9 protein-coding genes are annotated in these 11,971 nt (G+C 69.8%); 3 read left to right on the top strand and 6 right to left on the bottom strand.

The annotated features are described in order from the left end of the window. Positions 1-85: 85 nt before the first annotated feature. Complete coding sequence (locus tag EAO73_RS19290) at positions 86-1,801, bottom strand: carbohydrate-binding module family 20 domain-containing protein (RefSeq protein WP_147972768.1); 1,716 nt, start codon at positions 1,799-1,801, stop codon at positions 86-88. A gap of 560 nt (positions 1,802-2,361) precedes the next feature. On the opposite strand from EAO73_RS19290, the gene EAO73_RS19285 reads away from it, so the two are divergent. Further along, positions 2,362-3,183: a hypothetical protein gene (locus EAO73_RS19285; RefSeq protein WP_147973536.1), complete on the top strand. Its 822-nt coding sequence runs from the start codon at positions 2,362-2,364 to the stop codon at positions 3,181-3,183. 61 nt (positions 3,184-3,244) lie between these two features. On the opposite strand, the gene EAO73_RS19280 is transcribed toward EAO73_RS19285, so the two are convergent. From EAO73_RS19280 to EAO73_RS19260, 5 genes are all read right to left on the bottom strand, one after another. Beyond that, positions 3,245-4,315 (bottom strand): LacI family DNA-binding transcriptional regulator, encoded by a 1,071-nt coding sequence (locus EAO73_RS19280; protein WP_147972767.1) that lies wholly within the window; start codon positions 4,313-4,315, stop codon positions 3,245-3,247. Next, positions 4,300-6,030 (bottom strand): alpha-amylase family glycosyl hydrolase, encoded by a 1,731-nt coding sequence (locus EAO73_RS19275; RefSeq protein ID WP_147972766.1) that lies wholly within the window; start codon positions 6,028-6,030, stop codon positions 4,300-4,302. Before EAO73_RS19275 ends, EAO73_RS19280 begins: the two co-directional genes overlap by 16 nt. Before the next feature lie 99 nt (positions 6,031-6,129). Further along, positions 6,130-7,017, bottom strand: a complete 888-nt coding sequence (locus EAO73_RS19270; protein WP_147972765.1) for a sugar ABC transporter permease — start codon at positions 7,015-7,017, stop codon at positions 6,130-6,132. Beyond that, a complete protein-coding gene (locus tag EAO73_RS19265) occupies positions 7,014-8,030 on the bottom strand; it encodes a carbohydrate ABC transporter permease (protein ID WP_147972764.1) in 1,017 nt (338 codons plus the stop codon). Before EAO73_RS19265 ends, EAO73_RS19270 begins: the two co-directional genes overlap by 4 nt. A gap of 21 nt (positions 8,031-8,051) precedes the next feature. Continuing rightward, positions 8,052-9,326, bottom strand: a complete 1,275-nt coding sequence (locus EAO73_RS19260; protein WP_147972763.1) for an extracellular solute-binding protein — start codon at positions 9,324-9,326, stop codon at positions 8,052-8,054. Between the two features lie 367 nt (positions 9,327-9,693). Between EAO73_RS19260 and EAO73_RS19255 the strand changes: the two genes are divergently transcribed. Both EAO73_RS19255 and EAO73_RS19250 read left to right on the top strand, forming a co-directional pair. After that, entirely contained in the window at positions 9,694-10,764 is a 1,071-nt protein-coding gene (locus tag EAO73_RS19255) for a LacI family DNA-binding transcriptional regulator (RefSeq protein WP_147972762.1), read from the top strand. Between the two features lie 196 nt (positions 10,765-10,960). Continuing rightward, positions 10,961-11,869, top strand: a complete 909-nt coding sequence (locus tag EAO73_RS19250; RefSeq protein WP_147973535.1) for a phosphatase PAP2 family protein — start codon at positions 10,961-10,963, stop codon at positions 11,867-11,869. The last annotated feature ends 102 nt before the right edge of the window (positions 11,870-11,971 follow it).

The following is an 11,971-nucleotide window of genomic DNA, read 5'->3' as shown; positions in this document are numbered from 1 at the left end:
GTCCTCCGGCAAGGTCACGCTGACCGCGGACGTCTGGCGCGGCTGACCYCCCCCCCCCCCGCCCGGCGGGCGGGGGGGGGGGAGGTCAGCCGCGCCAGACGTCCGCGGTCAGCGTGACCTTGCCGGAGGACGGCACCGTGGCCGTGCGGTTGGCACCGCTCTCCCAGGTGACGTTGCCGCTCGCGTCCTTGCGGATGTACTTGTACTCGAACGACGTTCCGGCGGGCAGGCTCACGTCGAGCTTCCAGACGGGGTACGTCGCCGGGTCGAGCTTCAGCGCGCTGCCGGTGTTCCAGTTGCCGAGGGCGGACTGGTTGCCGGTGACGTAGATGTTCTGGCCGAGCTGGGTGGTGGCGTTGACGCCGAAGGAGGCGCCGGAGGTGCCGGTCCCCGTGCCCGGGTCGGTGGTACCGGAGGAGCCGCCGCAGGTGCGGGCGCCGGTGTGCAGGGCGACCGCGGTGTTGGCGCCGAGGGTCGCGGTGAACTGGCCGGAGCCGTTGACCGTGACGCCGTTGCCGGACTGGACGTCGCAGTAGTCGCCCGCGGGCAGCGAGGTCTGGAACGTCCGGGTCAGCGAGGAGCCCTCGTGGTTGATCGCGACGTACGCCTTGGAGCCGCGCCCGAAGGCGATCTGGTCGCCGCCGTTGTCCCACCAGTTGGTGACGGCCTCACCGCGCGCGGTGTTGCGGAAGCCGACCATGGAGGAGATCTCGCGCCAGGCGTGCTGGCACTTCCACCCGTCGCTGTAGCAGGCGTTGACGGTGCCGCCGTTGGGCGGGCCGGCGTCCTTGTCGGACCACTCGTAGCCGGAATGGACGTCGGGCGAGCCGTAGGGCCAGGCCAGCATGAACACGCTGGCGAGGGTGTAGTTGGCGCCGTCCTTGTAGTTCAGCGTGTCGCCGCCCCGCTCGGTGTCGTGGTTGTCGACGAACACCGCGGCCTTCGAGGAGGACATGAAGCCCCAGCCCTCGCCGAAGTTCTTCAGGTTGGCGAGGTTCTCGTTGTTGAAGACCTGCTTGAGGCTGCGGGCGTAGCGGAACTCCTGGACGTCCCCGTTGCCGGTGTACTCGTCGGGCGACACGGCCTCGCCCGCTCCGTAGATCGCCTCCTGCTTCCAGTAGACGCTGGGGTTGCTCAGCCGGGACTTGATGTTGGCGAGGTCACCGGCGGGCATGTGCTTGGCCGCGTCGATGCGGAATCCGTCGACGCCCAGCGAGAGGAGGTCGTTGAGGTAGCCGGCGATCTTGCCGCGTACGTAGTCCTCGCCGGTGTCCAGGTCGGCGAGCCCGACGAGCTCGCAGTTCTGGACGTTGGCGCGGTCGCCGTAGTTGCTGATCTGTGCGGTGCAGTCGTCCATGTCGGCCGAGGAGTACAGCCCGGGGTAGTTGTACTTCGTGTACGAGCTGCCGCCCGTGCCGGTGCCCGAACCGCTGGTCATGTGGTTGATGACCGAGTCCGCGACGACCTTCACGCCGGCACTGTGACAGGTGCTGACCATGTTGGCGAAGGACGTGCGGTCACCGAGCCGCCCGGCGATCTTGTAGCTGACCGGCTGGTACGAGGTCCACCACTGGCTGCCCTGGATGTGCTCCTGGGGCGGCGAGACCTGGACGAAGCCGTATCCGGCCGGGCCGAGGGTGTCCGTACACGCCTTGGCGACGGAGTCGAACTTCCACTCGAAGAGGACGGCGGTGACGTCCTTGGTGCCCGGGGCGGATGCCTCGGCCGTCGTGGCGGGGACCACGAGGGCGGCGGCTCCCGCGACGAGGGCGAGCGCGGCAGACAGGGGTCTGCTGGCCATGTTTTCCTCCTGCTGTGGGGGAAATGCGGGTGACGGTGCAGCCTCATCGGCAACGCGCCCTGCCCTCAAGGCTCCTGAAGGTTCTTGCTGCAAGAATGCAAACCTTGCCGCAGCGAGACCGTACGAGCCCGGCAGGTCCCGGTCAACCCTTTGGACATCACCCGCTCACATCCACGAAATACCGCAGATTTGTTCCTGCAAGGTCTTACGCAAGACATTGCAGCCCTGTTACGTTTCTCCCGACTCCGGTCCGGTCGGCCGGGGGTCCCGTTACCCCGGGCCCCACGCGCCCGGCCGGCCGGGCCGGTCAGGGACAAGAGGGGCGCCGGCGGTCACACCTCCCCGCCGGCCCAATCCGGGTCGACCTCCGGTGCCTCTCCTGTGTCGTCCCGCCCGGCCCGCCCCCCGGGCCGCTTCCGGGCCGCGACTAGGCTCGCCGCATGTGGCCAGGACAGCAGTCGCCCCCCGATCAGCCGAACCAGCAGGGCTCGCCGCACGGTCCGGCCCCCTCACAGCCCGGCCGGGGCAGCCCCGACTGGCACGCCGCACCCACGCTCGGCATCAACACCCCCGAACCGCCCCGACGCCGTAACCGGACCACGGTCACCGTGGTGGCCGCCTGCGCGGCGGTCGTCGTGGCCTGCGCCGCGGTGGGCTATCTGGCACTGCGCGACGACGGGAAGGACGAGGCCGGTCCGCAGCCTTCGCCGTCCGCGTCGGCGAGCGCCTCCGCGAGCGCCGGCGGCACGGACCGGGGCGCGGGCGGCGGCGGTTCGGGTCCACTCGTCGCCGGCTGGAAGACGGTGGTCAACGCCAAGCGCGGCATCACCTTCGACGTGCCCGCCTCCTGGGCGCGGAAGTCCGCGGACTGGGTGAGCTATGTCGCCGAGAACGACGATCCCAAGGAGAAGCCGCTGGTCGCGATGATGGCGCCGGCGATCCTCAAGGAGAAGTGGTGCACGTCCGACGACGACAAGGACGGCACCCCGGACGAGTACGCGCTCGCCTCGACGGGCACCACCGGGGAGCAGGGGTCGAGGAGTGCGGCCGAGGCCGCCGAGGACACGGCCGAGACCTGGGTCTACGGCCTCTATACCCAGCCGGACCGCTCGCGCCTCACGATCGGTGAACCCGAGTCCTTCCGGACGACGTCGGGCGTCGAGGGCAGTCTGGTGACCGTCACCTCGTCCGGGAACGCGAAGAAGGGCAAGTGCGACACCGACGGCAAGGCGGTGACGTTCGCCTTCAAGAACGCGGAGGGCAGGTTCGTCTCGTGGACCTATGTCGGCGCGCACGGTGTCCCCGACGAGGTGTCCGACGCGACGATCCGTCAGATCCTGGGCACCGTACGCCTCTTCAAGGAGGGTGACGGCGGGGAGTGAGCGGGACGGGTGCGGGGCCGGCCCCCCTCCGGCCGGCCCCGCACCCGCGCCCGCCACGGCGTCAGGCGCTGCGGAGCGCCGCCGTGGAACCCCGCACCACCAGCTCCGGCTGGAACACGTACTCCGTGCGCTGCACGGGGCTGCCGCCGATCTCCTCCAGGAGCGCGCCCACGGCGGCCGCCGCCATCGCCTGCACCGGCTGGCGCACCGTGGTCAGCGGCGGGTCGGTGAACGCGATGAGCTGCGAGTCGTCGAAGCCGACCACGGAGACGTCGCGCGGCACGTCGAGCCCGCGGTCCCGGGCCGCGCGCACCACGCCCAGCGCCATCAGGTCGCTGCCACAGACGATGCCGGTGCACCCCCGGTCGAGCAGCGCTCCGGCCGCGACCTGTCCGCCCTCGACGCTGAACAGCGTGGAGCACACCAGGAGTTCGGCGTCCGCGCGGTCCAGGCCCAGCACGGAGACCGCGGCGTCCACGAAACCGTCCCGCTTGCGGCGCGAGGGCACATAGCGCTGCGGTCCGATGGCGAGCCCGACCCGGCGGTGGCCGAGTTCGGCGAGATGGCTCACGGCCATCCGCACGGCGGCGGTGTCGTCGGGCGAGACGAACGGGGCGCTGATGCGCTCGTTGTAGCCGTTGATCAGGACGAACGGCACGCCGCGCTCGCTCAGCGCGGCGTAGCGCGCCGGGTCGGCCGAGGTGTCGGCGTGCAGTCCGGAGAGGAACACGATGCCGCCGACGCCGCGTTCGACGAGCTGCTCGACGAGTTCGTCCTCGGTGGCGCCGCCGGGCAGCTGGGTGCAGAGCACCGGGGTGTAGCCGTGCCCGGCGAGTACCTGCTCCACGGACTGGGCGAAGGCCGGGAAGATCGGGTTGGTGAGCTCGGGGGTCACCAGCCCGATCAGCCCGGCGCTGCGCTGCCGCAGCCGTACGGGCCGTTCGTAGCCCAGGATGTCGAGCGCCGCGAGCACCCGCTGACGCGTGGTGTCCGCGACGCCCGGCTTGCCGTTGAGGACCCGGCTGACGGTCGCCTCGCTGACGGACGCCTGGCCGGCGATGTCCGACAGCCTGAGCGAACCGCCCGCGCCGGGGCCCCTCGGCAGGGGGACGGTCGTCACACCGTCCACCACACCGTGGTGTCGGCGGGCAGCTCGACCGTGTCGCCGTCGGCCCGAACCGGGGCGCTGGCCAGCAGGACCGTGCCCGGTACGGGGATGCGGACCGGGGCGCCCGTGGTGTTGACAGTGCAGACGAACCCGGGGCGGGCGAAGGCGAGCAGCCCCTCCGGGGCGTCCAGCCAGCGCACGTCGGTGCCCGCGCCGAGCCCGGGGTGGGCCCGGCGGGCGGCGATGGCGGCCCGGTACAGCTCCAGGGTCGAGCCGGGCGCTCCGGTCTGCGCCTCGACGCTCAGCTCGCCCCAGCCGGCGGGCTGCGGGAGCCAGCTGCCGCCCGCGCCGAAGCCGTACGAGGTGCCCTCGCGGGTCCACGGGACCGGGACGCGGCAGCCGTCGCGGAAGCCGTCCTGGCCGTCGGCCCGGAAGAACGACGGGTCCTGGCGGGCCTCGTCGGGCAGGTCGGTGACGTCGGGCAGGCCGAGCTCCTCGCCCTGGTAGACGTAGGCGGAGCCGGGCAGCGCCAGCATCAGCAGGCTGGCCGCGCGGGCCCGGCGCAGGCCCAGCTCGCGGTCGCCGGGGGTGCGGATCTGGGTGCCGAGACCGGCCGGGTTGGCGAACCGGGTGGCGTGCCGGGTGACGTCGTGGTTGGAGAGCACCCAGGTGGTGGGGGCGCCGACCGGCCGCATGGCGTCGAGCGAGGTGTCGATGACCTCTCGGAGCGCGGCGGCGTCCCAGGCGGTGGCCAGGTACTGGAAGTTGAAGGCCTGGTGCATCTCGTCGGGGCGCACGTAGTTGGCGGTGCGCTCGACGGTGGGGGTCCACGCCTCGGCGACGGCGATCCGCCCACCCGTCGCCCGCCCCCGCCCTTCTGCGGAAGGCCCTGCGGGCCCCATCGTGTCGGGGTACTCGTCGAGGATGGTGCGCCAGCTGCGGTAGATCTCGTGAACCCCGTCCTGGTCGAAGAACGGCATGACATCGTTTCCGAGCAGCTTCAGCTGGTCGTGGGTGCCGAGGTCCGGCAGCCCCTCGGCCTTGACGAGGCCGTGCGCGACGTCCACGCGGAAGCCGTCGACGCCCATGTCGAGCCAGAAGCGCAGGATCGAGCGGAACTCGTCGGCGACGGCCGGGTGCTCCCAGTTGAAGTCGGGCTGCTCGGGCGCGAAGAGGTGGAGGTACCACTCGCCGGGGGTGCCGTCCGGGTTGGCCGTGCGGGTCCAGGCGGGGCCGCCGAAGATGGACTCCCAGTCGTTGGGCGGGAGTTCGCCGTTCGCACCCTTGCCGGGGCGGAAGTGGTAGCGGTCGCGCAGGGCAGAGCCGGGGCCCTCGGTGAGCGCGCGCTTGAACCACTCGTGCTGGTCGGAGGAGTGGTTGGGCACCAGGTCGACGATGATCCGCAGGCCCAGGTCGTGGGCGTCGCGGATCAGCGCGTCGGCGTCCAGCAGGGTGCCGAACATCGGGTCGATGGCCCGGTAGTCGGCGACGTCGTAGCCGGCGTCGGCCTGCGGGGACGCGTAGAACGGGCTGAGCCAGACCGCGTCGACGCCCAGCTCCTTGAGGTACGGAAGTCTGCCGCGTACGCCTGCGAGATCGCCCATGCCGTCGCCGTTGCCGTCGGCGAAGCTGCGCGGATAGACCTGGTAGATCACCGCGTCCTGCCACCAGCCGGTGCGGTGGCCCGCGGCGGCGTCGTCGGACGTGCCGGTGGAGGGGGCAGCGAGGTGCTGGGTCATGTCGTCCCTGGGGTGTCTGGGTGGGGGTGGCGCCGGGACCGGGTCGGGATGCCGGCGCCACCGTGACTGGTGCGTGCGTGCGGGTCGTACGGGCGGTACTCAGCCCTTGACGGCTCCGGCGGACATGCCGGTGACCAGGTGCTTCTGTGCGAACAGGAAGACCAGGGCCGCGGGTATCGCGATCAGTACGGACGCGGCGGTCATCGGGCCCCACTGGGCGCCGTACTGGTTGACGAACAGCTGGAGTCCGCCCGCGAGGGTGAGGTTGTCCTCGCCGACCATGAAGGCAGAGGCGTACGCCACCTCGCCCCAGGCGGTGATGAAGGAGTAGAACGCGGTGACGGCGAGGCCCGGCTTGGCCAGGGGCAGGATGAGCCGCCAGAACGTGCCGAACGGGGTGAGTCCGTCGACCTGCCCCGACTCGTCGATCTCGCGCGGGATGGTGTCGAAGAAGCCCTTCATCATCCAGGCACAGAACGGCACCGAGATGGTCAGGTACGTGATGACGAGGCCGGCGGGCTTATTGAGCAGCCCCATGCCCGCCATGATGTTGTAGATCGGCACGATGAGGACGGCGACCGGGAACATCTGGGTGATCAGCAGCGTCCACATCAGCCCGCGCTTGCCGGGGAAGCGGAAGCGGCTGACGGCGTAGCCGGTGGAGGCGGAGACGATGACGCCGATGAGCGTGGTGAGGCTCGCGACGATCAGCGAGTTGCCGAACCAGGTCAGGAACTTCGTGTCCTGGATGAGGTTCGTGTAGTTCTCGAACGTCGTTTCCTTGAAGAAGTCCGTGGTGGTCGCGAGCGCGGCCGGCTTCAGCGAGGTGAGCAGCACCCAGAGCACGGGGAAGACCGCGATCACGGACGCGACGATCAGCGTGAGGTGCAGGGCCGTGGAGGCCAGCGGCGAACGCTCGCCGCGCTTGCGCACCTTGGCCGGGCGCGGCGCGGAGTGCCGCGCGGTGGGGGTGGTCGTGGTGGTCACCAGTCATCTCCCTGAGTGCGCAGGACCCGCCGGTAGATGGTGGCGAAGATCAGCAGGAGTACGAGGATCAACACGCCCCAGGTGGAGGACTGCGCGAAGTCGCGCGGGCTGACCTCGAAGGAGAACTTGTACGCCTGGGTCACCAGGATCTGGGTGGCTTCACCGGGTCCGCCGCGGGTGAGCAGGAAGATCACCGGGAACATGTTGAAGGTCCAGATGGTGGAGAGCAGGATGACGGTCGTGGAGACCGGCCGCAGTCCGGGCAGGGTGACGTGGCGGAAGCGCTGCCAGGCGGTGGCGCCGTCCATCTCCGCGGCCTCGTAGTGCTCGCTGGGGATGGACTGGAGGCCGCCGAGCAGGGCGACCATCATGAACGGCACGCCGAGCCACACGTTGACGACGATGACGGAGATCTTGGCGACGGTGGGGTCGCCCAGCCAGTCGATCCCGTCGATGCCGCCGCCGGCGAGGACCTTGTTGAGCAGCCCCCGGTCGTTGTTGTAGAGGAAGCGCCAGGCGAAGACGGAGACGAAGCCGGGGACAGCCCAGGGCAGGATGAGGGCCATCCGGTAGGCGGAGCGGCCGGCGATCTTCCGGTTGAGGATGTTCGCCAGCGCCATGCCGAGGGCGAAGGTGATGGTCACACAGGAGACCGTCCACACCAGGGTCCACCCGAGGGTGCCGAGGAACTGCTCGCCGGTGAGCGCATCGGTGTAGTTGTCCAGGCCGACGAACTTGTACGTGGCGGGCAGGTGGTTGACACCGATGGACCGCGCGACGTTGCGCTCGTTGGCGTCGGTCAGCGACAGGTAGATGCCGCGGACCAGTGGATACCCGATGATCACGCCGATCACGACGACGACCGGGGCCACCATCGTCCAGGCGTACCAGTGCGTCGACAGAGCCCGCCGGAGCCTGCCCGGCGGCGGGGGGTTACCAGTACCGCGGCTCCGGCCGCGGGCGACGTCGTCGCCCGCGGCCTTCGCCACCGACTGGCTGGTGTGGACAGCCATCAGCCGGCCTGCCTTCCTGGGTTACTTCCAGCCCTTGAGGAGCTTGCGGTAGGAGGCGCCGGTCGTCTTGACCGCCTTCTCCGGGGTCGTCTGACCGGTGAGGACCTTGGTGTACTCGGTGACGAGCGGCGCGAAGAGGCTGCCGGTCTCCGGGATCCAGGGGCGCTCGACGGCGGTCTCGACGACCGGCTTGAAGAAGCCGACGATCTCGTTGTCGACCACGGACTCCTCGGCGTAGGCGGAGGTGCGGGTCGGCAGGAGGTTCAGTTCCTTGGTGACCTGGGCCTGCGTCTTGACGGAGGTCATGTAGTCGACGAAGGCGTAGGAGGCGTCCAGGTTCTTGGAACCGGCGTAGACGGCCAGGTTGTGACCGCCCTGCGGGGCGCCCTGGGCGACGGAGCCGGACGGGACCGGGGCGATACCGAGGTTCGCCTTGTCCTTGAACTCCTTGCCGGTGTACGTGTCGGCCACGGCCCACGGGCCGTTGATCATCATCGCGACGTCGCCGTTCTTGAACGACGCCTGCATGTTGTCCCAGCCGTCGGTGGCGTCCGTCTTGGCGGCACCGGAGTCGACCAGGTCCTTGACGACCTTCATCGCCTTGACGCCGGCCGCGTCGTCGATGGTGACGGCCTTGTCCGCGGCGTTGACCATGTCGCCGCCCTCGCCGTACAGGAACGACAGGAACCAGTAGGCGTCGTCGCCACGCAGGTAGAAGCCGGTCTTGCCGGTCTTCGACTTGATCTTCTTGGAGACGGACTTCAGCTGGTCGATGGTGGTCGGGACCTCGACACCGGCCTCCTTGAAGATCTTCTTGTTGTAGAAGACGCCCATGGAGTCGATCACCTGCGGCACCGCGTACGTCTTGCCGTTGTACTTGGTGGAGGCGGCGGCCTGCTTCAGGAAGTCGTCCTGCTTCTGCAGGGCGGGGGTGCCGTCGAGCGGGGCCAGGTAGCCGAGGTCCGCGAACTCGGGCGTCCAGGCGACCTCGGAGCGGATCACGTCGGGGGCGCCGGAGCCCGCCTGCGCCGCGTTCTTGAACTTGTTCTGCGCGTCACCGAAGGGCACGTTGACGTACTTGACGTCGACCTTCGGGTGCAGCTTCTCGAAGCCCTCGGCGATCTTCTTGAAGACCTTGTCCTCGCTGCCCGCGGTGGAGGTGTCCCACCACGTCACGGTGCCGGAGAGCTCGCCCGAGCTCTTGGACGTGCTGTCGGACTTGTCGTCGCTGCCGCAGGCGGTCGCCGCGAGCGCCAGGGCCGCGACCAGGGCGGTGGCCGTTATGCCACGTCGCATCTGAACTCCTTCAACTGCCGTACCGCTCCGTCGCGGCGCCGGGTCGACGTGAACGTAACAAGGATGAAAGACGACCGAAAGACTTTGCGGAAGATTTCTGCAAGCTCCGGCGATCGTTACATTGGCGTGTCCTCAAGGTTGCCGTCAAGCCACTTGACGAAACTCCCCGATCCCTGCCGCACGGGGCTCACCAGCCGCGATTCCACAGTGCGACGATCTGACCGCACCCGGCAAACGGAGGCCGCAAGAGCTTGCAAGATGTTGCCGCCGTGCGCCGCCAGGCACCCCTTCGCGTACCTCGGACCGGTCTCTCCCGGTTCCTGTGCATGGTGGGCAATCCGACCCGCTCCCGGTACAGTCCAATGCCATGACCGCACGGCTTGCCGATATCGCAACTCAGGCGGGGGTCAGCGAAGCGACGGTCAGCCGCGTACTGAACGGCAAGCCCGGGGTAGCCGCTGCCACCCGTGAATCCGTACTCGCCGCTCTCGACGTCCTCGGCTACGAACGGCCCGTACGTCTGCGCAGGCGCAGCGCGGGGCTCGTCGGCCTGATCACGCCCGAGCTGGAGAACCCGATCTTCCCGGCGCTGGCCCAGGTCATCGGGCAGGCGCTGACCCGGCAGGGCTACACCCCGGTCCTCGCGACCCAGACCCCGGGCGGCTCCACCGAGGACGAGCTGACCGAGATGCTGGTCGACCGGGGCGTCTCCGGGATCATCTTCGTCTCCGGGCTGCACGCCGACACCTCCGCCGACATGGGGCGCTACGAGCAACTGCGCGCCCAGGGCGTTCCCTTCGTCCTGGTCAACGGCTTCTCGCCCAAGGTGCAGGCACCTTTCATCTCCCCGGACGACCGGGCCGCGATGCGGCTGGCGGTGACGCACCTGGTGTCGCTCGGCCACACCCGGATCGGGCTCGCGGTCGGCCCGAAGCGCTTCGTGCCGGTGCTCCGCAAGATCGAGGGCTTCCACGCCACGATGCGCGAGCAGTTGAACCTCACGGCCGACGAGGTCGAGGAGCTGATCCAGCACTCCCTGTACACACTGGAGGGCGGACAGGCAGCGGCGTCCGCACTGATGGAACGGGGCTGCACGGCGGTGGTGTGCGCGAGCGACATGATGGCGCTCGGCGCGATCAGGGCCGCCCGCCGGCTCTCCCGCGAGGTCCCGCGCGAGCTGTCGGTCGTGGGCTACGACGACTCGCCGCTCATAGCGTTCACCGACCCGCCGCTGACCACCATCCGCCAGCCGGTCACGGCGATGGGCCAGGCCGCGGTGCGCACGCTCCTGGAGGAGATCGGCGGCACGCCCGCCCCGCACAGCGAGTTCGTCTTCATGCCGGAACTGGTCGTACGCGGCTCCACCGCCGCGGGCCCCGGCCCGGACACGGCCGCCATCGCCCCGGCCGCCCTTCCAGGGTCGCACGCCGGCGCGTAAGGAGCCCGTCGCCCGCAGCCCTCCCTGCCCGTACGGGCTCTTTTCGCATGCCCTCGGCCGTCCCGCCGGACGTGCAACTCGCGCCCCACCGGAGGATCATCGGGCGGAGAGGGCAAATCTGGCAGACTCTGTGCCTATGGGTGAATTGAGCGTGAAACGACAGGAAGGCCGCACGGAGGCCACCCCGTCACCCATCGTGAACGAGGCGGCTCCCGAGGCGAACACCAAGCAGTCCGGTCGCGCACACGGGATCGGCAGAGCGCTCGACAGACCACTCGGCCACGCCGTGTCACGGCTGCGCTCCCCCCGGTCGCCCCGGCGCCCACGACTGTGGTTCGAAATCCTGCTGGTCGCGGTGAGTTACTGGGTGTACTCGCTGGTGCGCAACGCGGTCCCCGAGCAGAAGTCCGCCGCCCTGGCCAACGCGGACTGGCTGTGGTCGGTCGAGCGCTTCCTCGGCATCGCGGTCGAGCAGTCGGTCAACCACGCGGTGAACTCGGTGACATGGCTCATCGTCTCGATGAACTACTACTACGCCACCCTGCACTTCATCGTGACGATCAGTGTGCTCGTATGGTTGTTCCGCCGGCATCCCGGCCGCTACGCGGCGGCCAGGCTGGCCCTGTTCGCGACCACGGCGGTCGCGCTCCTCGGCTACTACCTGTACCCGTTGGCCCCGCCCCGCCTGATGAACGGCAGCCATTTCATCGACACCGTCCTGGTCCACCAGACCTGGGGTTCGATGGCCTCGGGCAACTTCAAGAACATGTCCAACCAGTACGCGGCGATGCCGTCGATGCACATCGGCTGGTCGCTGTGGTGCGGCCTCACCATCTTCGCCCTGGCCTCGGCCCCCTGGGCCCGCATCCTGGGGCTGCTGTACCCGACGGTCACCCTGATGGTCATCGTCTCCACGGCGAACCACTTCTGGCTGGACGCGGTGGGGGGCATGGCGTGCCTGGCGTTCGGCTACGCGGTGTCGTACGCGTGGTACGGGTCGCTGCCGCATCGGCTGCCGAGGTGGATCCCGCGCAAGGCGGACCGCCCTCGCCTCCGGGCACTCGGGGCGCAGCCGCGCCGCGAACCGGCGGCCACCCGCCACTGACCCCCGGGGCTCCGCCCCACGAACTCCCGGAGGGCCCCCGCTCAGCCCCCGTAGAACCGTTCCTCCACCCCCCGCTCAGCCCCCGTAGAACCGTTCCTCCAC

Origin of the sequence: Streptomyces sp. col6 (genome assembly GCF_008042035.1) — a bacterium.
GTDB lineage: Bacteria > Actinomycetota > Actinomycetes > Streptomycetales > Streptomycetaceae > Streptomyces.
Note: the sequence above shows the minus strand (reverse complement) of the source record. Positions and strands in the feature narration are given on the sequence as shown.